Here is a 25,905-nt window from a genome sequence, read left to right as displayed (position 1 = left end):
CGCTATCGCGGGCCCGCCGGGGCCGTCCGGGTCGTCCCGCGCAGCCCGAGCAGGGCGACCACGGCGAGCACGATGACGGCGACGGCGTACTCCTCGGCGGTCCGGCGCAGGCCGCCGCCGTGGACCACGAGGAAGCCGGCGATCACCGTGGGCAGGCCGAAGCCGACGTAGGAGACGATGTAGAGCAGGGAGAGCACGCTGGCGCGCTCGTGCGCCTCGACCAGCGGCGTGAGGGTCTTGAGGCTGCCCTGGAAGCCGCCCCCGAAGCCGACGCCCCCGAACGCGAGGCCGACGAAGAAGCCGGCGATGGAGTCGGCGGAGACCGACACCAGCGTGATGATCATGCCGACCACGAGCGCGGCGATGCCGGTGAGCATGACGGTCCGCGCGGACCGGTCGCGCAGCACGAGGATGGCGGCCGACCCGAAGACGGCGAAGACGAAGATGCTCAGGCCTCCGGCCACGGTCGAGGAGTTCATGAGCGCACGCACGAGCGCCGGGCCGAGCGCGGCGAAGAACCCGGCGAGGGCCCAGACGGCGAAGGCGACCGGCGCGACGACCAGCAGCGGCCCGCGTACCGCGCGGGGCAGCCGGATCTCCGGCCGCAGGCTCCGCAGCGCCCCCGACATGGGCGTGACCGTCTCCGCCATCAGCGCGACCCCGACGCCCTGGATGAGCAGGACCACGACCAGGACGACGTACACCAGGCGCGTCGGCGCGGGCAGGTACTGGACGAGCAGCGCGGAGAGCAGGGCACCGACCCCGGTTCCGATGCCGGGGGCGATCGAGTTCGCGAGCGTGCCGCGGGCACGGTCGATGTCGAGCATGGCGGCGGCCGCCGCGCCGGTGGCGGCGCCGGCCGCGACGCCCTGCACGACACGGGCGGCCACCAGCGCCGGTACGCCGCCGGCGAGGACGAAGATGACCAGCGAGACGACCTGGACCGCGATCGCGGCGAGCAGGACGGGGCGCCGCCCGACATGGTCGGAGAGCTTGCCCACGGTGAGCAGGGCGGCCAGCACCGCGACGGCGTAGACGGCGAACACCAGCGTGGTGGTGATCGGCGAGAAGTGCCAGCGCGACTGGTAGATCGGGTACAGCGGGCTGGGGGCCGTCGACGCGGCGACGAAGGACACGATGATCGAGGCGAGCAGGAACAGGGCGGCCCTCGATGCGGGGCGCCTCGGCTCAGCGGTGCTCATCGGGCGTGCTCCTCGGGTGGGCGGCGCGCGGGCGGGTTCAGGCGGACACGTCCACGGCCGCGGCGCCGACCACGGCCCGCTCACCCTCCTGCTGCACGTAGCCGACCACCGACGCCTGCGCGGGGTCGAGATCCGGCGGCACCGCCAGGTCCACCCGGCCCTCCTCGGCGCCCAGGCCGACCGACGTGAAGGCGCGCACCACGTTGTCCTGCCGCAGCCGGCGGCCGGCGTTCTCGCCCCGGGGGACGTCGTTCTCCAGGCCCCGCTCGACGACCGCCACGTGCAGCATGCCGTGCGCGGGCGGCCGCTCAACCCGGTAGTCCACCACCACGTGCCCACCGCCCGCGTCGCCGACCGACAGGGCGAGCGGCGTGGTGGCCGGCGCCGACAGCGCGGACGTGATGGCCTCGGCGGCCCGCCGCCGGTCGGAGCCGACGAACTCGGCCGTGCCGTTGACGACCATCTGCGGGGTGTACAGGTGTCCGGTGCCGAAGGCCCGGGCGTACGCCTCCTGCCGGGCGGTGTACGCCGCCGCGGCGTACGGGTCGGGCCAGCCCAGGTGGTCCCAGTAGTCGACGTGGAAGCCCAGGGCGAAGACCGGCTCGCCCCGCGTGCGGGCGTCCCGCTCGATCTCGGTGAGCACCTCCTCGGCGGGTGGGCAGCTCTCGCAGCCCTGCGAGGTGAACATCTCCACGACGGCGAAGCCGCCGTCGCCGGCCCGCGGCGGCCCGGTGGGCGAGAGGTCCGTCATGGCGTGGCTCCTGGCGTCCGTCGGTGCTGCTGGCGGCACTCCGATTCCCGTTGCGGCCCGGACCATGCGCCGACGTCCGCCCCGCGTCAGGTCGGCGCCCCGTCCAGCGCCGCCAGGAAGTCGGCCACCAGGTCGGCGGTGTCCTCGATGCCGGCGGAGACGCGGACCAGCCCCTCCCCGATGCCGGTGGCGGCGAGCTGCCCGGCGTCCACGATCCCCGCCCACATCGACCGGGGATGCACCACGAGCGTGCTGACGCTGCCCAGGCTGGCCGCGCGCTTCGCCAGCCCCAGCCCGGCCAGCAGGGCGGCCGCCCCCGCCCGGCCCGCCGCCAGCTCGACACCGAGCACCCCGCCGAACCCGGTCATCTGCCGGCGCGCGAGATCGTGCTGGGGGTGCGACGGCAGCCCCGGATAGCGGACCCGGGCGACCGCCGGGTGCCCCTCCAGCGCCCGGGCCAGGGCGAGGGCGTTGTCGTTGTGCCGCTGCACCCGCAGCGGCAGCGTCCGGATGCCCCGCAGCAGCAGCCACGCGTCCACCGGACCGAGCGTGCTGCCCGTGACGATCGCCGTCCGCCACACCCGCTCGACCAGCCCGGCCGGGCCGACGACCACCCCGGCGGACAGATCCGAGTGACCGCCGAGGAACTTGGTGCCGCTGTGCCAGACCAGGTCCGCCCCGGCGCTCAGCGGGCGCTGGTTGACCGGCGTGGCGAAGGTGTTGTCGACCACCACGAGCGCGCCCGCCGCGTGGGCCGAGGCGACCACCGCCGCCAGGTCGGTCAGCTCCAGCAGCGGATTGCTCGGCGTCTCGACGAGCACCAGGCGGGTCTCCGGGCGCAGCGCCCGCTCGAAGGCTCCGCTGTCGGTCTGGTCGACCTGGGTGCAGGACACCCCGAAGCGCGCCAGCAGGCCGGTGGCGAGCGAGGTGGTGCCGCCGTACGTGCTGCGCTGCACCACCACGTGGTCGCCGGCCGAGAGCAGTGCCAGGGCGACCGTGCTGATCGCGCCCATGCCGGAGGCGGTGACCAGGCCCGTCTCCGCCCCCTCCAGCTCGGCCACCACGGCGGCCACCTGCGCGTGGTTGGGGTTGCCGTAGCGGGTGTAGAAGGCGCTGCCCCGGGCCTCGGTGGCGATCTCGGTGAACCGCTCGTCGGACTCGGCGCTGAACGTCGCGCTCTGCACGATGGGCGGCGCCACCGCCCCACCGGGGACCAGACCGTCGTCGCCGTGCACGGCGGCCGTGCTGAAACCGGTCACGAGCGCGCCACCCGGTCCACCAGCGCGCCGTAGCTGCCGAGCGCCGTGAACTCGGGCAGCGTGAGGTCGCTGCCGTGGCGCTGCCGCAGCACGGTGACCAGCCGCAGGGCGCGCAGCGAGTCCCCGCCGGCGGCCCGGAAGTCGGTGGCGGGGTCGCGCGGCGCGGTCCCGAGCACCTCCCGCCAGGCCCCCGCCACCCGGGCGGCCCACTCGCCGCGCGCGTCGCCGGCCGGCCCGGCGTCGGCGACGGGCGGCAGCGGTGCGGCCGGATCGGCGGCGAGCAGCCGGCGGAAGCCGTCGGCGAGCGCGTCCACCCGCTCCGCGGGCACGTGCCGGTGGTCGTACTGGACGGTGAGGGCCAGCCGTCCGGTCCCGGCGTCCAGTTCGGCGTCGACGGCGAGGCTGAACGCCACGTCGACGGTGATGCCCCGGCTGTCCGCGATGCGGCTGCCGCCGCCGGCCGGACCGGGCGGGAAGTGGGTCCAGTTGAAGAAGTGGTCGAAGCGGGGGACGCCCCCGCCGGCGCGGACGATCTCGGCGAGCGGGAAGCGGTGGTGCCCCATCAGCTCCCGCTCGGCCCGCCACACCTCGGCGGCCAGCTCGGCCGGCGACCGGGTGCCCAGCGCCACGCTCACCGGCAGGGTGTTGAGGAACAGCCCGAGGGTGGCGTCGCTGCCCTCGCCCTCCGGCCGGCCCCCGACCACCAGGCCGCTGACCACGTCGTCCCGGCCGGCCAGCTCGCCGATCAGTCGGAGGTGGGCGGCGAGCAGCCAGGACTTGACCGGCACCCCGGCGGCCCGGGCCGCCGCGGCGACGACCTCGGTGGTGCCCGCCTTCAGCGGCACCCGCTGGGTGGTGGTGGTCCGGGGCTGCGCCCCGCCGAGCAGCAGCGGCCGCGCCGCGCCGGCGCCGTCCAGCCAGAACCGGCGGGTGGCCGGGTCGGCCAGGGCGCGCCGCTCGGCCGCCACGTACTCCCGGAACGGCAGGCCGGGGTCGGCCGGGCGCGCCCGGCCGGCCCGTTCGGCGTCGTACGCGGCCAGCAGGTCGGTGAGGAACCGGTGCAGGCTCCAGCCGTCGAGGATGCCGTGGTACTCCGCGACGACCAGCGTGAACGCGTCGGCGTCCTCCCGCACGGCGTGCAGCCGCAGCAGCGGCGGGCGGGTCCAGTCGAAGGGGCGTACCCGCTCCTCGGCCATCAGGTCGTCGATCCGCGCCCGCCGGGCCTGCGGGTCGGCGGCGGCCAGGTCGGTCACCGGCACCTCGACCGGCACGTCTGCGTGCACGAGCTGCAACGGCTCCGAGTACGCGCCCAGCGCGAACCCGGTCCGCAGCACCGGGTGGGCGGCCACCAGCCCGGCCAGCGCGCGGCGCAGCGCCGCCGCGTCCAGCGGCGCGGCGATCCGGTGCGCCGTGACGTTGTGGTACATGGCCGGGTCGCCGGTCAGCTCGCCGTGGTAGACCATGCCCTGCTGGAGGGCGGTCATCGGGTACGCGTCCGCGAGCCCGTCCGGCAGCCGCTCCCGGTCGGCGGCGGCCACCAGGGCGAAGCGGCCGGTCTCCGCCCCGCCGGGCGCCGTCTCGACGCCGTCGAGGGTGAGCTGCCCGTGCGCGACCAGCTCCCGGATCGTCTGGTGCGTGAAGATGTCGTTGAGCTGGAAGGACAGCCCGCGCTTCTGCGCCGCCACCTGCATCTGGATGCTGCGGATCGAGTCGCCGCCGAGGGCGAAGAAGCTGTCGGTCACCCCGAAGTCCGCCACCCCGAGCACCTCGCGCCACGCCTCGACCAGGATCTCCTCGGCCCGGTTGGCGGGCGGGACGCCCCCGCCGGCGCCGGGCCGGCCGAGGCGCGGCGCGGGCAGCGCCGCCCGGTCGAGCTTGCCGTTGCGGGTCAGCGGCAGCTCGTCGAGGAGCACCACGGCGGCCGGGAGCAGGTGGGCGGGGAGCCGGTCGGCCAGCCAGCCGGGCAGCCGCTCGGACAGCGGGCCGGCCGCCGGCGCGGCCGGTGTGACCACGGGCGGGCGCGGGTCGGCGGCGTACGCGGGGCGCACGGCGTGCAGGGTGTGCCGGTCGGTGCCGGCCAGCAGGTCGTCCTGCCGGGTGACCACGGTGAAGCCGCGCGCCTCGAAGATCGCGACCAGCTCGGCCAGCCGGCCCGCGGTGTCGGTGCCGGGCGCGTCGTGCACCTCCATGGCGACCTGCGCGATCAGCGGCCAGTGCCGGTCCTCCAGCCCGGCCAGCACGTCCGCCTCGGCCCGCTGCACGTCGATCTTCAGCAGGTCGATCCGCTCCGGGGCGAGCTCGTCCAGGACGGCCGAGAGCGGCCGGACCGGCACGGTGAGCCGCCGGCCGGCGAAGCGCTCGGCGAGCAGCTCGTCGACCCGGCCGAGCAGGACGTCCCGCTCGCCCGCGCCCGCGTCCCGCTCGTTGGTCAGGTACCGCTTGATCACCGCCACCTCGGCGGCCGGGTCGGCGTACGCGGCGTGGCCGGACATCATCGAGTAGCCCGGGTAGTAGGTGAAGGAGACCTCCCCGGCCGCCCGGGACAGCCCGAACCCGTGCACCGTGGCCGGCACGCCGAACTCGGCGACGTTGCGCCGCAGCACGTCGACCACCGACGGCACCGGCTCGAACGCGTGGATGGTCGCGTCCGGGCAGACGGCGTGGACGAAGAGCGAGAACATGCCGATGTTCGCGCCCACGTCGAGCACGGTCGCCCCGGGCCGCAGCACGATGCCGTCGCGCAGGTAGACCTGCTGGACGAAGATCTCGTCGTACAGGTAGCGGGTCTCGTGCGGGTTGACCCCGGCGATCCGGTCGACGTCGACGGTCGGGGCCGGGCCGGCGCCGGGCCGGACGTAGGCGACGAGGCGGTCGCCGTACCCGTCGTCGTCGCGGGCCACCACGGCGGCGTCGGCGACCTCGGGGTGCCCGCGCAGGACGGCCGCCACCTCGCCCGGCTCCACCCGGAACCCGTGGATCTTCACCTGGTCGTCCAGGCGGCCCAGGTAGCGCAGCCGCCGGCCGGCGTCGAAGCGGACCCGGTCGCCGGTCCGGTACACCCGCGCGGTGCGCCCGGTCGGCAGGGCCACCTCCACGAACCGCCGGGCCGTGGTCTCCGGGTCGCCCAGGTACCCGTCGGCGAGCTGCGGGCCGCTGACGCAGAGCTCCCCGGCCACGCCCGGCGGCACCGGCCGTAGCCGCTCGTCGAGCACCCAGACCGCGACGCCGGGCAGCGGCCGGCCGATGCTCGGGGCGTCCCCGGCGCGGATCTCCGCGGCGCTGGTGTCCACCGTGCACTCGGTCGGGCCGTACAGGTTGACCGCGCGGACGCCGGGCAGCGCCGCCACCGCCTCCCACAGGTCCGGCGGGACCGCCTCGCCGCCGAGCAGCAGCAGGCCGGGCAGCGGGGTGTCGCCGGCGCCGGCGAGCAGGATGCGCAGCTGGGCGGGGGTCAGGTCGAGCACGTCGACGCGCTGGTCGGCCAGTGCGGCGGCCAGCGCCGCGCCGTCCCGGCGGACCTCCTCGGGCACCAGGTAGAGGCCGCGCCCGTGGCCGAGCTGCACGAGCTGCTTGACCGAGGCGTCGAAGGTGAGCGGGGCGTTGACCGCGACGCGCAGGCCGGGGCGGCTGCCCGCGTACACCGTCTGCTCCAGCGCGCCGGCGAGGTGCGCCGCAGCGCGGTGGGACACCCGCACCGGGCGGGGCGTCCCCGTGGAGCCGGACGTGAAGATCACGTAGGCCGGGTCGGCCGGGACCGGCGCCGTGGCCGGCGGCGGGCCGCCGGCCGCGACCAGGTCCGCGACGCTCACGGTCGCCGGGCCGCCGGCGCCGATCACGACCTCCGCGCCGACTGCCCGGAGCTGGGCGGCGAGGCGCGCCGGCGGGGCGTCCGGGTCCAGCGGCACGAACACCGCCCCGGCCCGCAGCACGCCGAGGAAGGCCACCACGGTGTCCCGGGACCGGGCGGCGAGCACCCCGACCGGCACGCCGGCCAGGCCGCGCGCCGCGAGGGCGCCGGCCACCCGCGCGGCCCGGTCGCGCAGCTCACCGGCGGTGTACGCGCCGTCGGCGGCGACCACCGCCGGAGCGTCCCCGGCCATCCCGGCCAGGCCCGCGTCCAGAAGGTCAACGAGGGTGCGGCCGGGCGCCTCGGACGGGGTCCCCGCCGCGTCGGCCAGCCAGCCGGCCTCCGCGTCGCCGAGCAGGGACAGCGGGGCGTCCCCGGTGAGCGCGGCGGGCAGGGTGCGCAGGACCGCCAGCAGCGCGTCGAGCAGCCACTGCCCGCCGACCACCCGCAGGGTGACGAGGTCGCCGTCGGACAGCGCGGTGAGTTGCGGGCCGGTGGCCGACGCCGGGTCGGCGACGGTCACCGTGGTCCCGCCGAGACCGGCCACGGTGGACGGACCCACGGCGGGGCGCAGCGCGAAGCCGGCGACCGCACCGGACTGCTCGTCCACCGGGTCGACCAGGTGGAACGTCTCGTCGGCCGCGGCCTCGGCGGCACCGACCAGCGTGAGCAGGTCCGCGGCGGAGGCCGGCAGCGGCAGGGGCAGCCGCAGCGGGCCGTAGCCGCCCAGCGGGCCCACCACCCCGGCGGTGCCGTCGGCCTGCCGGCCGTCGCTCCACCGGGCCAGCACCAGGTCCGCCTCGTCGGCCCCGTCCGGCGCCTCGGCCCGGCGGGACACGGCGACGGCCCAGGCGGCCAGCAGCACGGTGCCCGGCGCGACGCCCCCGTCCCGCGCGGCGTCGGCCAGCACGGTGGCGGGCACCGTGGCGGTGACGACCGCGCTCGGGTCGTCGCCGTGCGGGGTGACCAGCCGGGCGGCCGGTGCGGCCGGCTCGGCGGCCGGGGCCTGCTCCCGCTCCTCCAGCTGCCACTCGGCCACGTCCAGGAACTGCAACGCCTCCGGGTCCTCCGGCAGCGCCTCGCCGGCGTAGGCCCGCGCCAGGTCGGCGAGGAGCAGCCGCAGGCTGGCCGGGTCGGCGATCAGCGGGGTGGCGGCCACCTCCAGCGCGTCGTCGGTCAGCGTGACCGACAGGTCGCCCTGCGCCCCGACCGTCACGGCGCGGGCGTCGTCCACGTCCTGCAACGGCACCCGCAGCCCGGGGTGGTGCACCAGGGTGAGCCGCAGCGCCTCGTGCCGGGCCACCACCGTGTCGACGGCGGCCTGCAACCGGGCCCGGTCCAGCGGCCGGTCGAGCCGGACCCGCGCCCGGACCAGGTCCTGCTTGCCGGCCCAGGCCAGGCGCTGGATCGGCGACAGACGGTATCCGTTCACACCACACTCCGGTTCACGTAGAGGTCGGACATGGCGACCAGGATCTGCCGGTCGCCGCGGAAGGGTTCCCGGCCGTGGGTGGCCAGGAAGTTGTCCACCACCAGCACGTCGCCGCGCTGCCAGGGCACCGAGACGGCGTGCTGCCGGTACAGCTCGCGGATGCCGGTGACCACCTCGTCGGGGATCGGCTCGCCGTCGCCGTAGTAGGCGTTGCGGGGCAGCCCGTCCGGGCCGTACTCGCGCAGTAGCGCGCCGGACACCTCGGCCGGCATGTTGGAGACGTGGAACAGGTGGGCGTGGTTGAACCAGACCGTCTCCCCGGTACGCGGGTGCGTGGCCACCGCCTGCCGGCGGGCCCGGGTCCGCAGCCCGTCGGAGCCCAGCCAGGTGAACTCGGTCGCCGAGGCGGCGCAGTACGCCTCCACCTCCGCCCGGTCGCTGGTCTGGAACGCCTCCTGCCAGGGCAGGTCCAGGTGCGGGCCGTAGTTGCGCACGTAGCTCACGCCGGCGCGGAGGAACGGCTCCCGCACGTCGGCCGGGATCAGCGGCGTGATGACCCGCTCGCTGGCCAGCGGGGTGGCGCCGCCGCTGCCCGTGGCCGGCTGCGCGCACCAGAAGTAGAGGTGCGTCGGCCAGTTGTGCGAGTACGACATCTCGTGGTGCAGCGGGATCCACTGCTCGGCGTTGAACTCCGTGGAGGTGAACACCCGGTCGGCGACCTCGTGCCGGGGCGCGGCCCGCTCCAGGTAGCCGAGCAGGTCCGGGCTGACCGCCCGGGCGGCCAGGCTGAAGTCGTCGGGGGTGCGTACCTCGAAGCCGCGGAAGAACACCGCGCCGTGGCGGTCCAGGTCGGCCAGCAGCTCGTCGCGGCGGCCGGCGAGCCAGCCGGCCAGGTCGAGGTCGGGCACGGCGGCCTCGACGAGCAGCACGAACTCCTCGTCCACGAGCACCCGCCGGGTCACCGGTGCGGTGACCGTGCCGGTGGAGCGCCGCCGGGGCGCCGGCCCGCTCATGCCGGGCCTCCCGCCGGGGCGGCCACGGTGCCGGCCCGCAGCGCCTCGGCCAGCTCGGGTGCGGCGACCGGGTCGGACATCGCGGTGAGGATGCGCCGGGGCGGGGTGAACGGATCCCGGGCGTGCGCGGCCAGCATGTTCTCCACCAGCAGCACGTCGCCGCGCTGCCAGGCGAAGGAGCGGGTCTCCGCGGCGTACGCGGCCCGCAGCTCGGCCAGCACGTCGTCGGGGATGGGTGTGCCGTCCCCGTACGCGGTCTGGTAGGGCAGGTCCTCCTCGCCGAGGGCGGCCCGCAGGCCGGCGCTGACGTCGTCGGGCAGCGAGGTGACGTGGAAGAACAGCGCGTGGTTGAACCAGGTCCGCTCCCCGGTGACCGGGTGCCGGCGCACCGCCGGCCGGACCTGCCGGGTCCGCAGCTGCCGGTCGCCCACCCACTCCACGTCGATGAGCGCCCGGGCGCAGTACGCCTCGACCTCCTCGCGCCGCTCGGTCTGGAACGCGGTCTGCCAGGAGAGGCTGATGCCGGGCAGGTAGTTGCGCCGGTAGAGCACCCCGCGCCGCTCGAACCCGGCGACCGTCTCCGGGCGGAGGCGGGCCAGCACCCGGCGGCTGTCCGCGAGGGGGGTGCGCCCGCCGGCGGCCGGCTCGACCTCGCAGTGGAAGACGATCCGCAGTGGCCAGTTCACCGTGTACGACTGCTCGTTGTGCAGCACGATCGGCTGGTCGGCCGGGTGCTCGGTGGAGGTGTACACCCCCTCGGTAACCTGGCTGCGCGGTGAGGAACGTTCGCCGTAGGAGAGCACGTCGCCGGAGAGGGCCGCCATGACGGCGCGGAAGTCGTCGGCGCCGGCCACGGCGAAGCCGCGGAACAGCACGGCTCCGGCGCGCCGGGCCAGCTCGTCGACCTCGTCGCGGTGGCCGGCCAGCCAGCCGGTCAGGTCGACGTCGGGCACGTTGGCGCGCACCAGCGCCGGCAGCGGCCCGCCCGGCCAGTCGGGGCGCACGTCCACCAGGTTCCGCTCGCGGCCGCGGCGGGGGATGGTCCGCGCGACCCGGTTCTGCTCACTCATCTCTCTCACTCCCAGCGGTGTCGGCGCAGTCGGCGAGACTGCGCCGGGGGTCGGCGGCGGCGGTACGCAGCACCGCGCCGAACCGGCGGTGCCACGCGGCCACGCCGTCGTGGTCGAACAGGTCGGTGCGGTAGGTCCAGAGCGCCGCCAGCCCGTCCCGCCGCTCGTCGAGCCAGAGCGTCAGGTCGAGCCGGGCGGTGTCCGGGGTGAGTTCCATGCCGGTGAACTCGACCCCGGCCGCGCCGCGGTGCCGGGCCGGCGGGGCGTTCTGCACCCCGAAGGCGACCTGGACCAGCGGGTTGCGCCGCGGCCGCCGGGTGGGCCGCAGCCGCTGCACCAGGAGGTCGAAGGGGACGTCCTGGTGGGCGGCGGCGAACAGGGTGACCCGGCGGGCCTCGGCGAGCAGGTCGGCGAAGCCGCGGTCGGGCGCCGGCCGCAGCCGCAGCGGGAGCGTGTTGACGTGGCAGCCGACGCTCTGCTCGGCGGCGACGCTGGTCCGGCCGGCGAAGGCGACGCCGACGAGTAGGTCACGCCGGCCGGTGGCGGCGCCGAGCAGGGTGGCGAACGCGGCCAGCCCGACCATGTGCAGGCTGGCCCGCCCGGCCCGGGCCAGCTCGCGGGCCGCTGCGGCGGTGGCGGCGTCCACGGTGGTCCGCAGCGCGGCACCGGCCGGCCGGCCGTCGCCGGGCGGCGGACCCGGCCGGGCCGGAGCGGTCCAGCCGCGCCGGGGTGGGGTGGCGGGCAGGTCGAGCAGGTCCGGTGCGCCGCGCAGCTCGTCCAGCACCTCGGTGACGGCCCGCCGCCCCGCCGGCCCGGCCAGCCAGTCCCGCTGGGCCAGGGCGAACGTCGCCGGGCCGGCCGCCGGCGGTGCGGGCGCCGCCGCGGGGTCGCCCTCGGTGTCGTACGCCCGCGCCAGGTCCCGCACCAGCACGCCGAACGACCAGTCGTCGCAGACGATGTGGTGCACGACCAGCAGCAGCGCCAGCGCGCGGCCGGCACCGTCCGGCACGAGGTGGGTGCGGAGCAGCGGACCGGTGGCCAGGTCCATGGGCATCCGGGTGGCCTCGGCGGCGAGCCGGCGCAGCCGGGCGTCGAGCGGTGTGCCCGGGTCGGCCGGCGCGACGACCGGCGTGCCGTGGGCGGCGGGGCGGGCGTGCTGCACCGGCCCGTCGGGTCCGGACGGGAAGACCGTGCGCAGGGCCGGATGCCGGTCCACCACCCGGCGCACCGCGCGGGCCAGCCGGTCCGGGTCCAGCGGCGTGCCGAACCGGACCGCGAAGGCCAGCAGGTACGAGGTGTCGGCCGGGTCGAGCCGGTGCAGGAACCAGAGCCGGGCCTGCGCGGCGGAGAGCGGGGCGGGACGGGCCGGCGCGACACCGGGCGGCTCGGCGACCGGATCCGGGTCGGCGGCCAGCCCGTCGAGGTGGGCGGCCAGCGCGGCGACGGTCGGGTGGGCGAAGAGGTCGGCCGGCCGGACCGGCCGGCCGGTGGCGGCGGCCAGTCGGGTGGCGCAGCGGACGGCGAGCAGGGAGTCGCCGCCGAGGGCGAGGAAGTCGGCGTCGGCACCGGTCACCGGCACCCCGAGCAGCTCCCGCCAGACCGCGGCGACCGTCCCGGCCGTGCCGTCGAGTGTGGTGTGCGCAGCGGTGCCGTCGCCCAGGGTGGGTACGGGCAGGGCCGCCCGGTCCACCTTGCCGTTGGGCAGGGTGGGCAGCCGGTCGAGCCAGACCACGGTCGCGGGGACCAGCGGGGCGGGCAGCGCCTCGGCGAGCCGGGCCCGGACGTCGTCGCGCCGCTCGCCCACCAGGTAGCCGACCAGCAGCGGGTCCCCGCTCGGTCCGGGCCGCACGGCGGCGGTCGCCTCGCGTACGCCGGGCAGGGCGGCGAGGCGGGCCGCCACCTCGCCCAGCTCGATCCGGTAGCCCCGCAGCTTCACCTGGTCGTCGAGCCGGCCCAGGTACGCGAGCTGCCCGTCCGGCCGCAGCCGGACCCGGTCGCCGGTGCGGTACATCCGCTCGCCGGGCCGGAACGGGTCGGGCCGGAACCGGGCGGCGGTCTCCTCCGGCCGGTCGAGATAGCCCCGGGCCAGGCCCGCCCCGGCCAGGTGCAGCTCGCCCGGCTCGCCGGGCGGGACCGGCCGGCCGTCCGGGTCGAGGACGTAGGCGCGGGTCTGCGGCAGCGGCCGGCCGATCGGCGGCTCCCCGCTGTCCGGCGGCACCTCCGCCCAGGTCGAGTAGGTGGTGTCCTCCGACGGGCCGTAGAGGTTGCAGAGCCGGCGGACGTGCGGGCGGGCCCAGACCCGGGCGGCCAGCGCGGCGGTCAGCGGCTCGCCGGCCAGGCAGACCGTCCGCACGCTCGCCGGCAGGGCCGACGCGGTGAGCAGCTCTCCCATCGCGGAGGGCACGGTGTTGACCAGGGTGACCGGCAGCCGGTCCGCGCCCGGCGCGGCGAGCGCCAGCACGTCGTCGACCAGCAGCACCCGGCCGCCCCAGCAGAGCGGGCCGAAGATCTCGAAGACCGACAGGTCGAAGCAGACCGAGGTGGCGGCGAGGAGGCCGCCCAGTTCCGCGTCGTCGAAGGTCTGCCGGACCCAGTGCATGAGCACCGAGGCGGAGCGGTGCTCGATGGCCACGCCCTTGGGGCGCCCGGTCGAGCCGGAGGTGTAGATGACGTAGGCCAGGTCCGCCGGCGTGGCCGGCACCCCCGGGTCGGTGCCGTCCCCCACCGGGTCGAGCCGGTCGACCGGGACCGCCGTGTCGGGGAAGCGGCCGGCGAGGTCGGCGCGGGTCAGCACCAGCCGCACCCCGGAGTCGGCGGTCATGAACGCCACCCGGGCCGGCGGGTACGCCGGATCCAGCGGCACGTAGGCGGTGCCGGCCTTGAGCACGGCGAGCAGGGCGACCACCAGCTCGGGGGTACGCGGCAGGCAGACGCCCACCCGGTCCTCCCGGGTCACCCCGTGCCGCAGCAGCACCCGGGCCAGCCGGTTGGCCGCCTCGTCCAGCTCCCGGTAGGACAGCGCGTGGTCGCCGTGCCGGACCGCCTCGGCGTCCGGGGTGCGGGCGGCCTGCGCGGCCACCATCCGGTGCAGACAGTCGACGGTGGCCGGGCCGCCGGTCGTGCGCCGGCCGGCGCTCCGGCGGGTCGGGCCGGGTCGGGTGGGGGCGCTCACCGGCGGGACCCCCCGCTGCGGAGCAGCGCGAGCCGCCGGTCGGCCTCCTCCTGGAGCCGGTCCTTGTCGGCGAGGATGACCGTGCCGGGGTCGTTGTCGGGCAGTTCGTCCTCCACGTCGCGGATCGGCCGGTACGCGATGCCGACGGCGGCCAGGCCGAGTGCGCAGAGCCCGGCCACGATCGCCGCGAGGGCCATGCCCCGCCCCGGCCCGGCGCCCACGACGCCGGCCAGCAGCCCGCCGGGGGTCACCAGCGGGGCGAAGACGTGCTCGGCGAGCGGGCCGGCGCTCAGGAAGCCGGCCGGCACCATCAGCCAGGACAGCATCTGCCCCATGGACAGCACCCGGCCCTGGAGTTCGAGCCCCACCTTGGCCTGCACGATGGCCAGCCAGTGCGTGTTCACGAGCGCCGTGGCCAGGCCCATGCCGAACAGGCCGACCGCCGGGAACAGCGGGCTGGGGCGCAGCCCGACGGTGAGTAGCGAGGCGCCCAGCAGCACGACGCTGGCCAGGATGCCGGTGGTCCGCCGGGCCGTGCCGCCCCACACGCCCATGAGCACCGAGCCGACCAGCATGCCCACGCCGCTCGCGGCGAGCACCCGGCCGAGGACCGCCGGGTCGCCGAAGGACAGGGTCAGCGGGGTGACCAGGACCTCGACCATGGCGAAGAAGTAGTTCAGCGACGCGACCAGCACGACCAGGGCGACCAGGCCGTGCCGGCGGACGATGAACCGCCAGCCGCCCAGGACCTCCCGCCGGAACGGCTCCTCCCGCTTGACGAACAGCGTGTCCGGGAAGCGGACCGACAGGGTGACGAGCACCGCGACGGCGAAGGTGAGCAGGTCGATGACGACGATCCCGCGCAGCCCGACCGCGAGCACCAGCGCGCCACCGACCAGCGGCGCGAGCACCGTGCTGGTCGCCGTGGCGAGGGAGACGATGCCGTTGGCCCGCCCGTAGTACCGCTTCGGCACCAGTTGCGTGACGGCCGCCAGGTAGGCGGGTTGCTGGAAGGCGGTGGCCACCGCCGTGACGGTGATCGCCGTGAACACGTGCCAGAGCTGGAGCTGCCCCAGCCAGAGCAGCAGCGCGAGACTCACCGTGCCGGTGGCGGCCAGGCAGTCCGCGAGGATCATGATCCGTCTTCGGTCCCACCGGTCGGCGAGCGCGCCGGCGACGGGGGAGAGGACCACGGCGGGCAGCAGCGCCAGCACCGTGGCCGTGGCGAACAGCGACACCGACCCGGTCCGCTGGTAGACCCAGAGGCTCATGCCGAAGCCGGTCAGCCCGCTGCCGATGAGCGAGACGAGCTGGCCGATCGCGATCAGGTAGAACACCGCCAGGCTGGGCATGGCGCGGCGCGGGGCCGCCGGCTCCTCGCGGGGCGGCTCGGGCGCGGGCGCGGGCTCGCGCTCGGCCGCCGGCTCCGCGGGAGGCGCGGCGCAGTGCGCCAGGATGATGTCCGCCAGCTCGGCGGGCTGGTGCTTGGCGAAGTAGTGCCCGGCGCCCTCGATGACCTCCAGCGACACCCGGTCGGCGAAGAACTCCCACTCCAGGTACCGCTCCTGGTACAACTCCGTGGCGCGGTCGCCGCTGCCCACGACGCTGACCAGCGGCGCGGACAGCTTCCGGGGCAGGCCCTCGGCGTAGGCGTCGGTGTAGTAGTCCTCGCCCCGCGCCGCGTCGGCCAGGACCACGCGCATCACGAAGTCCTTCTCGTTCTCGTCGAAGACCTCGGTGAAGAAGCCCATGGCGCGCAGCGACTCAAGCGTGCGCCGCTTCGACGTCCAGCGCTCCACCGGGAACCACCGCCGCAGCCAGCCGAACAGCCGGCCGGGCAACCGAGGGGCGGGGAAGTGGGCGCCGATGACCAAGCCGGTCACCTCGACGCCGGCCGCCTCCAGCCGGCGGGCCAGCTCGACCGCCTCGGCGCCGCCCACGCAGTGCCCGTACACGGCCACCGGGCCGGTGATCCCCTCGACCACCTCGACCACGCAGCCGTCCACCAGTTCGTCCAGGTCGAGCAGGGGCTCGTCCGGGCGGTTCACGTCGTGGCCGGGGCGTTCGAGCGCGTACAGCGCGACGCCCGGCGGGAGTGCGTCGGCGAGGGGTTGGAAGGTGATGGCGCTGCCGCCGCCGAACGGTACGCAGACCAGCGTCAGCGTCGTCGGCGTGCCCGGCCGCGCCGGGGTCAGCTCGTGCAGCAGGCGCCCGACGGAGCCTCCGGTCGCCTCCAGGTGCTCGGTCAGGCCGCGGATCGTCGGGTGGCGGAACAGGTCGAGGACGCTGATCGCCGGGTCGCTGCCGGCCAGGGCCTTGATGGCCTTGAACGAGTCGCCGCCGAGGTCGAAGAAGTCGTCGTCGATGCCGACGCTGTCGTACCCGAGCACCGCCGCCCACCGCTGCGCCAGCGCCTTCCGCAGCGGGGTGTCCGGCGGGGTGGCGCCGACGGCGCCGCCCCCGCGGCGGGGTGCGGGCAGCGCCGCCCGGTCGACCTTGCGGTTGGCGTTGAGGGGCATCCGGTCGAGCACCACGAACGCCGACGGCACCATGTAGTCCGGCAGGTAGGTGCGGGCGAAGGCCCGCCACGGCGCCGGGTCGACGTCGAAGTCGGCGGTGACCTCCGACTGCTCCGGGTCGGCGTCCCCACCGGGTCCGGCCAGCGTCAGGTACGCCACGATCGACTTCTCGGCGCCGTCCTCGCGGACCACCACGGCGGTGTCGCGGACCGACTCGTGGCGGCGCAGCACCGCCTCGATCTCGCCCAGCTCGATGCGGAACCCGCGCACCTTGACCTGCGAGTCGCTGCGGCCGGCGAACTCGATGCGGCCGTCGGCCAGGCGCCGGCCCAGGTCGCCGGTGCGGTAGAGCCGGCCGCCGCCGCCCGGGTCCGGCACGAACCGCTGGGCGGTCAGCGCCGGGTCGCCGTGGTAGTCGCGGGCCAGCCCGGCGCCGCCGAGGTACAGCTCACCGAGCACGCCGACCGGCGTGGGGGAGAGCCGCGCGTCGAGCACGTGGACGCGCATGTTGCCGATCGGCCGGCCGACGGTGAGGTGCGTGAAGCCCGGCTCGATCCGGTCCATGGCGCACCAGACGGCGGCCTCCGTCGGGCCGTAGAGGTTCCACAGCGCCTCCACCCGTTCGGCGAGCTGCCGGGCCAGCGGCGCGGACACCGCCTCGCCGCCGCACACGGCGGTCAGGCCGGGGGTGCCCGTCCAGCCGGACTCGACGAGCAGCCGCCAGGTCGCCGGCGTGCCCTGGGCCAGGGTGACCCGCTCCGCCCGCAGCAGCTCGGCCAGCCGCGGCGCGTCGTAGGCGACGTCGCGGCCCACCAGCAGCATCCGGGCGCCGACCACCAGGGGCAGGAACAGCTCCGGCACCGACATGTCGAAGGCGAAGCTCGCCATCGCGAGCATGGTGCCGTCGGCGGTCAGGCCCGGCCGTTCGCGCATGGTGGCCAGGGTGTTCACCACGGCGGCGTGGCTCACCCGGACACCCTTCGGGCGGCCCGTCGAGCCGGACGTGTAGATGACGTACGCGACGTCGTCCGGCCCGGCCGACGGCTCGGGGTCGGTGTCCGGCTCGGCGTCCAGCGCCGCGCCCCCGCACACCACCTCGCCCGCGAAGCCGGCGAACCGGTCGGCCAGGCCCGCCTCGGTGACCAGCACCCGGGCGTCGCTGTGGGTCAGCACATACCGCTGCCGCTCGACCGGGTAGTCCGGGTCCACCGGGACGTACGCGCCGCCGGCCTTGAGCACGCCGAGCAGGGTGACCGGCAGTTCGGCCGAGCGGTGCAGGCAGACGGCCACCGTCACGTCCGGGCCGACGCCGGCCCGGCGGAGCCGGTGCGCGAGCCGGTTCGCCCGGGCGTTCAGCTCGGCGTAGCGGAGCGTGGTGGACCCGAAGGTCACGGCGGGCCGGTCGGGCCGCGTCGCGACCTGGTGGGCGATCAGCTCGACCAGGGTCGGCCGGCCCGGCACCGCCCAGCCCGGCTCGGTGGCGGTGTCGTTCCACGCGGCGACCCGGTCCCGCTCGGCGGGGGTGAGCACTGCCAGGTCCGCCAGCCGGACGCCGGGGTCGGCGACGGCCGCGGCGAGCAGCGTCTCCAGGTGCCCCATCATCCGCTCGGCGGTCTCGGCGTCGTACAGCGCGGTGTTGTACTCCAGCCGGAACCGCAGCCCCTCGGCCACCTCGTAGGCGTACAGCGCCAGGTCCTGCTGGGCGATGCCCGGCTCGACGGCGAACGGCACCATCCGCAGGCCGGCCGTGCCCAGGTCCCGCTGTTCGGGCACGTTGAGCAGGTTGAACATCACCTGGAACAGCGGGTTCCGGCTGAGGTCGCGGGGCGCGTCGACGAGGTCCACGAGCCGCTCGAACGGCACCTCCTGGTGGTCGTACGCGCCCAGGGCCGTGCGCCGCACCTCGCCGAGCAGTTCCGCGAAGGTCCAGTCGCCGTCGAGCACGGTGCGCAGCGGCAGCATGTTGACGAAGAAGCCGACCATCGGTTCGAGTTCGGCGCGGACCCGGCCGGCCACCGGCGTGCCGACGCAGATGTCCCGCTGGCCGGTGTAGCGCCAGAGCAGGGCCTTCAGCGCGGCCAGCACGGTCATGGCCAGGGTGGCGCCCCGGGCCTGGCTGAACCGGCGCAGCTCGTCGGCGGCCTCCGGCGGCAGGACCCGGGTGCTGACCGCGCCGTCGAAGGTCTGCACCGGCGGCCGGGGCCGGTCGGTGGGCACCTCCAGCACGTTCGCCACCCCGTCGAGCTGCCGGCGCCACCAGCGCAGGTCGTCGCTGTCCGGGTCGGCCAGCCGGCCGCGCTGCCAGCGCGCGTAGTCGCCGTACTGGACGGCCAGGTCGGGCAGCGGCGCGGGGCGGCCCGCGCGGGCGGCGTCGTAGAGCGTGGCGAGTTCACCCGCGATGATGCCGAGCGACCAGCCGTCGGAGACGTTGTGGTGCATGGTCAGCGAGAGCACGTGCCGGTCGGCGGCGACCCGCAGCAGCACGGCCCGGAACAGCGGCCCGCCGGCCAGGTCGAACGGGCGCCGGACGTCGGCGGCGAGGGCCGCGTGCACCCACCCGGGCACCGCGTCGGCGACCGCCGACTCCACGATGCTGCGGGGCGCCGCGTCGTCCGCGTCGTCCGGCGCGGTCACCACCGGCAGGTCGACCGGCCCGGCCGGCCGTACCTCCTGCACCGGGTCGCCGTCGGGGCCGAGCGGGAAGACGGTACGCAGCGACTCGTGCCGCCGGACCAGGCCGGCCAGCGCCCCGCGCAGCGCGTCGAGGTCGAGGTCGCCGTCGAGCAGCAGCGCCGTGCTGACCGTGTACGCGTTCTGCGCGTACGCCTGGTCGAGGAACCAGAGCCGGTGCTGGCCGGAGGAGAGCGGCGCCGGTCCGGCGCCGGGGTCGGCGCGGGGGATGGTCGGCTCGGCCGGCGCGGCGGGGGCCGGCTCGACCGCGGCCGGCGCGGCCGGTGCGTCGACGGTCGCCGGCAGCGCCGCCGCGATCCCGGCGACGGTCGGCTGCGCGAAGACCGTCTCCAGCGGCAGCGCCACGCCCAGCCGGGCCCGCAGCCGCACCACGACCTGGGTGGCGAGCAGCGAGTGCCCGCCCAGCTCGAAGAAGTTGTCGTGCGCCCCGATCGGCCGGATGCCGAGCAGCTCGGACCAGATCTCCGCCACGCGCTCCTGCGTCGGCGTGCCCGGCGCCACGTAGGCGGTGCTCAGGGTCGGCCGGTTGCCGGCGTCGACGGGCTCGGGGGCGGCCGGCGCCTCCGGCGCGGTGGCAGCGGGGAGGGCCGCCGCGCCGGTGCGCGGGGCGGCGTCCACCCAGTACCGCTGCCGCTCGAACGGGTAGCCGGGCAGGGCCAGCCGGCGGCGCCCGCCCCCGTGGAACCGGGCCCAGTCGACCGATGCGCCGGCCAGCCACAGCCGGCCCACGGCGTCGAGCAGCGTGCTGAGGTCGTCGGCGTCGGAGCGCGGATGCCGCATCGCCGCGACGGCCTGGCCCGGTCGCAGGCCGGCCAGCCGGGTCAGGCCGCCGAGGGCGTGCCCGGGGCCCAGCTCCGCGAGGACCACGTCCTGCTCGGCGAGGAGCGCGGCCGACTCGGCGAACCGCACCGGCTCGCGCATGTGCCGCACCCAGTACGCCGGGTCGGTGACCTGCCCGGGGCTGACCGGGCCGCCGGTCAGGTTGCTCAGGTAGGGGCGCTCGGGCTCGTGGAGGGTGACCCGGGTGGCGTGGTCGGCGAACTCGTCCAGCACCGGGTCGAGCAGGGCGGAGTGGTAGCCGCGGGCGACCCGCAGCGGCCGGCAGTCGACCCCGTCGCCGGTCAGCCGCTCCCGCAGCGCCCCGATGGCCTCGGGGTCGCCGGAGAGCACGCACAGCTCCGGGGCGTTGACGGCGGCCAGCGACACCCGGTCGTCCAGCAGCTCGGCCACCGCGGCCTCGGGCAGGCTCACGGCGAGCATCGCCCCGGCCGGGGTCCGCTCGACCAGGGCGCCGCGGGCGCAGACCAGGCGCAGCGCGTCGGGCAGGGAGAAGACGCCGGCCAGGCAGGCGGCGACGTACTCGCCGAGGCTGTGCCCCATCATGAGGTCCGGGGTCACGCCCCGGGCGAGCAGCGACCGGGCGAGCGCGTACTCGCTCACGAAGAGCGCGGGCTGGACGAGCCGGGGCCGGGCGAGCAGCCGCTCGGCCTCCGCGTGGCCGTCCGGCGCCGGGCAGAGCAGCGTACGCAGGTCCAGCCCCAGGTCGTCGCGGACCAGCTCGGCGCACTCGTCCACCACGGCCCGGTAGGTCGGCTCGGCGCGGTGCAGGCCCGCGCCCATCGCCACGTGCTGCGCGCCGTGCCCGGGGAACGCGAACACCAGCGGGCGCCGGCCGCCGGGGTGGACGCCGCTGAACTGGCGCTCCGGCGCGTCGAGGGCGGCCAGCGCGTCGGCCCGGTCCGCCGCGACGAGGAACCGCCGGTGGGTCATGGGCTGGCGGCGACCCAGGTTGGCCGCGACGTCGGCGAGGTCCACGTCGGGACGCCCGGCGAGCCAGTCGCGGAGCTGGCGGGCCTGCCCGTCCAGCGCCTCGCCGGTGCGCGCCGACACGACCAGCAGGTGCGGCCCCGCGGCCGGCGCGGCGGTCGCCCGCACCGGTGTGGCCGGCGGCTCCTCCAGCACCACGTGCGCGTTGGTGCCGCCCATTCCGAACGAGCTGACCCCGGCCCGGCGCGGGCCGTCGGCGACCCACGGGCGGGCGCTGTCGGTGAGGTAGAACGGGCTGCCCGCGAAGTCGATCGCCGGGTTGGGCCGGCTCACGTTGATCGTCGGCGGCAGCGTACGGCTCCACAGGGCCATGACCGTCTTGATGAGACCGGCCACACCGGCGGCGGCGTCGGTGTGCCCGATGTTGGCCTTGACCGAGCCGAGGGCGCAGAAGCCGCGCTCGTCGGTGCCGCGCCGGAACGCCTCGGTGAGCGCGGCCACCTCGATGGGGTCGCCGAGGCTGGTGCCCGTCCCGTGCGCCTCGACGTAGCTCACCGAGCGGGGGTCCACGCCGGCCGTGGCCAGCGCGCTGCTGACCACCTCGACCTGACCCGCGACGCCCGGCGCCGTGTAGCCGGTGCGGCGGGCCCCGTCGTTGTTGATCGCGGAACCGCGGATCACCGCGTAGACCGTGTCGCCGTCCGCGACCGCGTCCTCCAGCCGCTTCAGCGCGACGATGCCGACCCCGCTGGACTCGATGCTGCCGCGCGCGTCGGCGCTGAACGGGCGGCAGTGCCCGTCGGGGGAGTAGATCCCGCCGTCGTGGTAGAGGTAGCCCCGGCGCTGCGCCGGGAAGATGCTGACCCCGCCGGCCAGGACCAGGTCGGACTCGCCGGTCAGCAGGCTCTGCCGGCCGAGGTGCACGGCCACCAGCGAGGTCGAGCAGGCCGTGGCGACCGTGACGGCCGGGCCGGTGAGGTCGAGCTTGTAGGCGACCCGGCTGAGCAGGAAGTCCTTGTCGTTGCCGATGGAGAGCTGGTGCTCGCCGACGGCGCCGGCCAGCTCCGGGTGGCTGCTGAGGTGGTCGAGCAGGTAGCTGCTGCGGCCCGACCCGGCGAAGAGGCCGATCCGGCCCGGGTGGCCGGACGGGTCGTGACCGGCGTGCTCCAGCGCGTGCCAGGCGCACTCCAGCAGCAGCCGGTGCTGGGGGTCGAGGGTCTGCGCCTCCCGGGGCGTGATTCCGAAGAAGGCGGCGTCGAACTCGTCGATCCCGGGCAGCCAGGTCCCGGCCCGCACGTACGCCGGGTCGTCCAGCCGGCCGGGGTCGGCCCCGTCGGCGAGCATCTCCTCGACGCTGAACTCCCGGACCGACTCCACCCCGGTGCGGATGTTGTGCCAGTACTCGTCGACGGTCCGGGCGCCGGGGAAGCGGCAGGCCATGCCGACGACCGCGACCAGGCCGGTCGGCTGCCCGGTGTCCGCGGTCGCGCCGGCGCGGGGCCGGACGATCCGGGCCGGCGCGACGGCCGGCGCGGTCGCCCCGGTGGTGGCGGTGGTGAGGAACGTGGCCAGCGCGTCGACCGTGGGGTGCCGGAACAGGTCGGTGACCGTGACGACGTCGCCGAGCCGGTCGCGCAGCCGTTCGAGGACGGCCAGCAGCCGCATCGAGTGGCCGCCGAGGTCGAAGAAGCTGTCCCGCGGCCCGATCCGGTCGACGCCGAGGACGTCGCGCCACACGTCCACGACGAGCCGCTCCAGGCGTACCCGGGTCGCGTCCCACCGGGCCGGGCCGGGCGCGGACGCCGGCGCTGGCGGTTCCGGGGCCACGGGCTCGGGCGCGGGCCGCGGCCGGGGCACGTCCGCCGCGCGGCCGGGCGCGGGCAGCGCGTCGACGTCCACCTTGCCGTTGCCGGTCAGCGGCAACGCGTCGAGCCGGACGAACGCGGAGGGCACCAGGTAGGACGGCAGGTCGGCGGCGAGCGCCGCCCGGAGGTCCGCGACGTCGGCCTCCGCCGCGCCCGCGAGGTACGCGACGAGCCGCGGGTCGTCGGGGTCGTCCCGGCGCAGGTGCACCGTCACGTCGAGGTCCGGCCGGCAGCGCCGGACGGCCGCCTCGACCTCGCCGCACTCCACCCGGTAGCCGCGCAGCTTGACCTGGCGGTCGGTGCGGCCGAGGTACTCGAGGTGCCCGTCGGGGCGCAGGCGGACGAGGTCGCCGGTGCGGTAGAGCCGCGCGCCGGGGACGGCCGAGAACGGATCCGGGACGAACCGCTCGGCCGTCAACCCCGGCTGGTGCAGGTAACCCCGGGCCACACCGGTCCCGCCGACGTACAGCTCGCCGACCGCGCCCGCCGGGACCGGGTTCTGCCACCCGTCGAGCACGTACAACCGGGTGTTGGCGATCGGCCGGCCGATGGGGACGGAGCCGTCGTCCGGCGAGGTCGGGTCGACCTCGTACGCGGCGCAGCCGACCACGGTCTCCGTCGGCCCGTACTCGTTGACCAGCGCGGTGCCGGGCGCGTGGGCCCGCCACGGCGCCACCTGGTCGGCGCGCAGGTTCTCGCCGCCGATCACGAAGCACCGGGTGCGGCCGGCCAGCTCGGCGGGGCGGAGCTGGTGGCGGACCAGGTCGAGCTGCGCCGGAGTGATCTTGACGAGCCCGAACGGCGTCCGCTGCTCGCGCAGCGCCTCGCCCAGCGCCTCGGGGCCGAGGTGCTCGCCGATCATCCGCACGGTGGCCCCGCTGACCAGAGGGACCAGCAGGCTCGTCACGGTCAGGTCGAACCCGATCGACGAGTGCAGCGGGACGACGTCGCCGGGCCGCAGCCGGTAGGCCTGGGCCGCCCAGCGCACGTAGTTGCAGACGCCGCGGTGGGTGACCATGACGCCCTTGGGGCGGCCGGTGGAGCCGGAGGTGTGGATGACGTACGCCAGGTCGTCCGCCGACGGCTGCCGGGGGCGGCGGGCACGCCGCCGCGGGCCGGCAGCCCGAGCCGGTTCGGTGGCCGGGACCGGCGTGTCGGGACCCGGCACCGGCAGCGCCGTGCCGTCGGGCACCAGGTGCGCCAGCTCGGCGCAGGTGAGCACGACCGGGGCGGCGGCGTCCGCGATGAGGTGCCGCAGCCGGGCCGGCGGGTTGGCCGGATCCATGGGTACGTAGGCCGCGCCGGTCCGCAGCACGGCGAGGACCGCCACCGCGAACGGGACGGCGCGGGGCAGGAGCACCCCTACCAGGCTGCCGATGCCGACGCCCCGCCCGCGCAACGTCTCGGCCAGCGCCTCGGCCCGGGCGTGCAGCTCCTGGTAGCTCAGCGCCGCGTCGCCGTCGGTCACCGCCACGGCGGTCGGCGTCTCCCGCGCCTGCCGTTCGATCAGCAGGTGGACCAGCTCGTCGGGCTCGGCGGGGGTGGCGGTGCGGTTCCACTCGCCGACGAGCTGCCGGAGCTCGTCCGGGGTGAGCATGGCGGCCGCGCCGACCGGCGCGCCCGGGTCGGCCAGCAGCGACCGCAGCAGCGTCTGGAAGTGCCCGGCGAGGCGGGCCATGGCGTCGCGGTCGAACAGCTCGGTGCGGTACTCCAGCGCGGTGCGCAGGCCGTCGACGTTCTCCCGGACCGAGACGGTGAGGTCGAACTTGGCGGTGTCGATCGGCACCTCGACCGGGGTGACCTCGAGGTCGTCCAGGCGCGGGGGCGTCGCCTCGCGGCCGTAGACGAACATCACCTGGAACAGCGGGGTGAAGCCGGGCCGGCGGGGCGGGCGCAGCGCCTCCAGCACGGTCCCGAAGGGCAGCTCCTCCCGGCTCAGGCCGTCCAGGGCGGCGGTGCGCACGCGCCCGAGCAGCGTCTCGAACGACGGGTTGTCGTCCAGCCGGGCCCGGACGGCCACGGTGTTCAGCAGCAGCCCGACGAGCCGTTGCGTGTCGGGCCGCCGCCGGTTGGCCACGGGCGTGCCCACCACGATGTCGCGCTGCCCCGTCCAGCGGGCCAGCAGCACGGGCAGCGCGGCCAGCATGACCATGTACGGGGAGACCCGCATCCGCCGGCAGAGCGCAGCGAGCGTCTCGCCGGGGACGTCCAGCGGCACGGACAGGGTGGCGCCCGCGCTGGAGGGCACGGCGGGCCGCGGCCCGCGGGTGGGCAGCTCCAGCACGGCCGGCGCGTCGGTGAGCTGCTCGCGCCAGTGGTCGAGCTGGGCAGCCGCCTCCGGACCGTGCAGCCAGTCCCGTTGCCGGGCCGCGTGGTCGCGGCAGTCGGTGTCGACCGGGTCGAGGTGCGCCGGCCGCCCCGCGCGGTGCGCGGCGTAGAGCCGCTCCCACTCGTCGTGGAGGATGCCCAGCGACCACTCGTCGACCGCGACGTGGTGGAACGTCAGCAGCAGGACGTGCTCCTGCGGGGCGCAGCGCAGCAGGAGGGCGCGCACCACGGGGCCGCGTTCCAGGTCCATCGGGCTGTGCGCCTCGGCGTGCGTCCGGGCCCGCAGCTCCTGGTCGCGCTGCCAGGTGGGCAGCCCGCTCAGGTCGTGCACCCGCAGGAGCCCGGGACGCGCCTCGTGGACCACCTGGACCAGGCGCACCGCCGCGGCGTCGTCGCCGGGCGTACCGTCCGCGGCCGGGGCGAGGGTGGTGCGCAGGGCGGCGTGCCGGGCGACCAGGTCGTCGAGTGTGGCCGACAGAGCCGGCACGTCCAGGGGGCCGTGCAGCCGGTACGCCAGCGGCACGAGGTAGGTGGTCGTCCCCGGGTCGAGGCGGCTCAGCTGCCACATCTGGCGTTGCGCGGCGGAGGCTGGAGCAGGGGCCGCATCGGCCAGAAAATTGCCGGCCTCGACCCTTGTGATCAGTGTTTTCATAAGACAGGTGCAGATCCCTCGATAGGAATTTCCTGTCCACATCATCGGCAGCCGTGATCTTCGGCGGGATCCCCGGATCGGACGGCCGTCGATGCGTTCGGCCGACGGCCTCGCACGTTCGTCTATTTTTTCGGCGGCGGTAACCTAGGCGACTGCACGGGCCCGTCGACGTCGCCTCCGCGACGGCGCGGCACGGCCCGTACCAGGGGATTTGACCTCCCCGGGCTGGCTCGGAGGGCGGTGCCTCCGGCCCTGTCGCGGCTTGCGGGCGCCACTGTTGACAATCCGACTCCGGGCCGTGGCTGTCCTGTCGGCGCGGTTTTGGTCGGATGCGCAC

The 25,905-nt window shown here is 76.4% G+C and carries 8 protein-coding genes; all 8 read right to left on the bottom strand.

Going from position 1 to position 25,905, the window contains the following annotated elements; all coding sequences use genetic code 11:
• Positions 1-2: 2 nt before the first annotated feature.
• Positions 3-1,202, bottom strand: a complete 1,200-nt coding sequence (locus RMN56_RS02135; protein ID WP_313722171.1) for an MFS transporter — start codon at positions 1,200-1,202, stop codon at positions 3-5.
• Positions 1,203-1,239: 37 nt separating this feature from the next.
• Positions 1,240-1,953 carry a DUF1223 domain-containing protein gene (locus tag RMN56_RS02130; RefSeq protein WP_313722170.1) on the bottom strand — a complete coding sequence of 238 codons (714 nt, stop codon included), beginning with the start codon at positions 1,951-1,953 and terminating at the stop codon, positions 1,240-1,242.
• 86 nt (positions 1,954-2,039) lie between these two features.
• The gene (locus RMN56_RS02125; RefSeq protein WP_313722169.1) at positions 2,040-3,212 is read right to left on the bottom strand and encodes a trans-sulfuration enzyme family protein; all 1,173 of its coding nucleotides are present in this window, start codon (positions 3,210-3,212) and stop codon (positions 2,040-2,042) included.
• On the bottom strand, positions 3,209-8,491 hold the full coding sequence (locus tag RMN56_RS02120; RefSeq protein ID WP_313722168.1) for a non-ribosomal peptide synthetase: 5,283 nt from the start codon (positions 8,489-8,491) through the stop codon (positions 3,209-3,211). The genes RMN56_RS02125 and RMN56_RS02120 overlap by 4 nt, the downstream gene beginning before the upstream one ends.
• Positions 8,488-9,504, bottom strand: a complete 1,017-nt coding sequence (locus RMN56_RS02115; RefSeq protein WP_313722167.1) for a TauD/TfdA family dioxygenase — start codon at positions 9,502-9,504, stop codon at positions 8,488-8,490. Before RMN56_RS02115 ends, RMN56_RS02120 begins: the two co-directional genes overlap by 4 nt.
• Positions 9,501-10,574, bottom strand: coding sequence for a TauD/TfdA family dioxygenase (locus RMN56_RS02110; protein ID WP_313722166.1), 1,074 nt, complete (start codon positions 10,572-10,574; stop codon positions 9,501-9,503). Before RMN56_RS02110 ends, RMN56_RS02115 begins: the two co-directional genes overlap by 4 nt.
• On the bottom strand, positions 10,567-13,746 hold the full coding sequence (locus tag RMN56_RS02105) for a non-ribosomal peptide synthetase (protein WP_313722165.1): 3,180 nt from the start codon (positions 13,744-13,746) through the stop codon (positions 10,567-10,569). The genes RMN56_RS02110 and RMN56_RS02105 overlap by 8 nt, the downstream gene beginning before the upstream one ends.
• Entirely contained in the window at positions 13,743-25,568 is an 11,826-nt protein-coding gene (locus tag RMN56_RS02100; RefSeq protein ID WP_313722164.1) for a non-ribosomal peptide synthetase/type I polyketide synthase, read from the bottom strand. Before RMN56_RS02100 ends, RMN56_RS02105 begins: the two co-directional genes overlap by 4 nt.
• Between the last annotated feature and the right edge of the window lie 337 nt (positions 25,569-25,905).

Source organism: Micromonospora halotolerans (genome assembly GCF_032108445.1).
Classification (GTDB): Bacteria; Actinomycetota; Actinomycetes; order Mycobacteriales; family Micromonosporaceae; genus Micromonospora; species Micromonospora halotolerans.
This window is presented reverse-complemented; position numbering and strand designations above follow the sequence as displayed.

Excerpts from the sequence above, each read along its gene's own strand:
- RMN56_RS02100 (WP_313722164.1), bottom strand. The coding sequence starts at position 25,568 with ATGAAAACACTGATCACAAGGGTCGAGGCCGGCAATTTTCTGGCCGAT.
- RMN56_RS02130 (WP_313722170.1), bottom strand. The coding sequence starts at position 1,953 with ATGACGGACCTCTCGCCCACCGGGCCGCCGCGGGCCGGCGACGGCGGC.
- RMN56_RS02135 (WP_313722171.1), bottom strand. The coding sequence starts at position 1,202 with ATGAGCACCGCTGAGCCGAGGCGCCCCGCATCGAGGGCCGCCCTGTTC.
- RMN56_RS02115 (WP_313722167.1), bottom strand. The coding sequence starts at position 9,504 with ATGAGCGGGCCGGCGCCCCGGCGGCGCTCCACCGGCACGGTCACCGCA.
- RMN56_RS02110 (WP_313722166.1), bottom strand. The coding sequence starts at position 10,574 with ATGAGTGAGCAGAACCGGGTCGCGCGGACCATCCCCCGCCGCGGCCGC.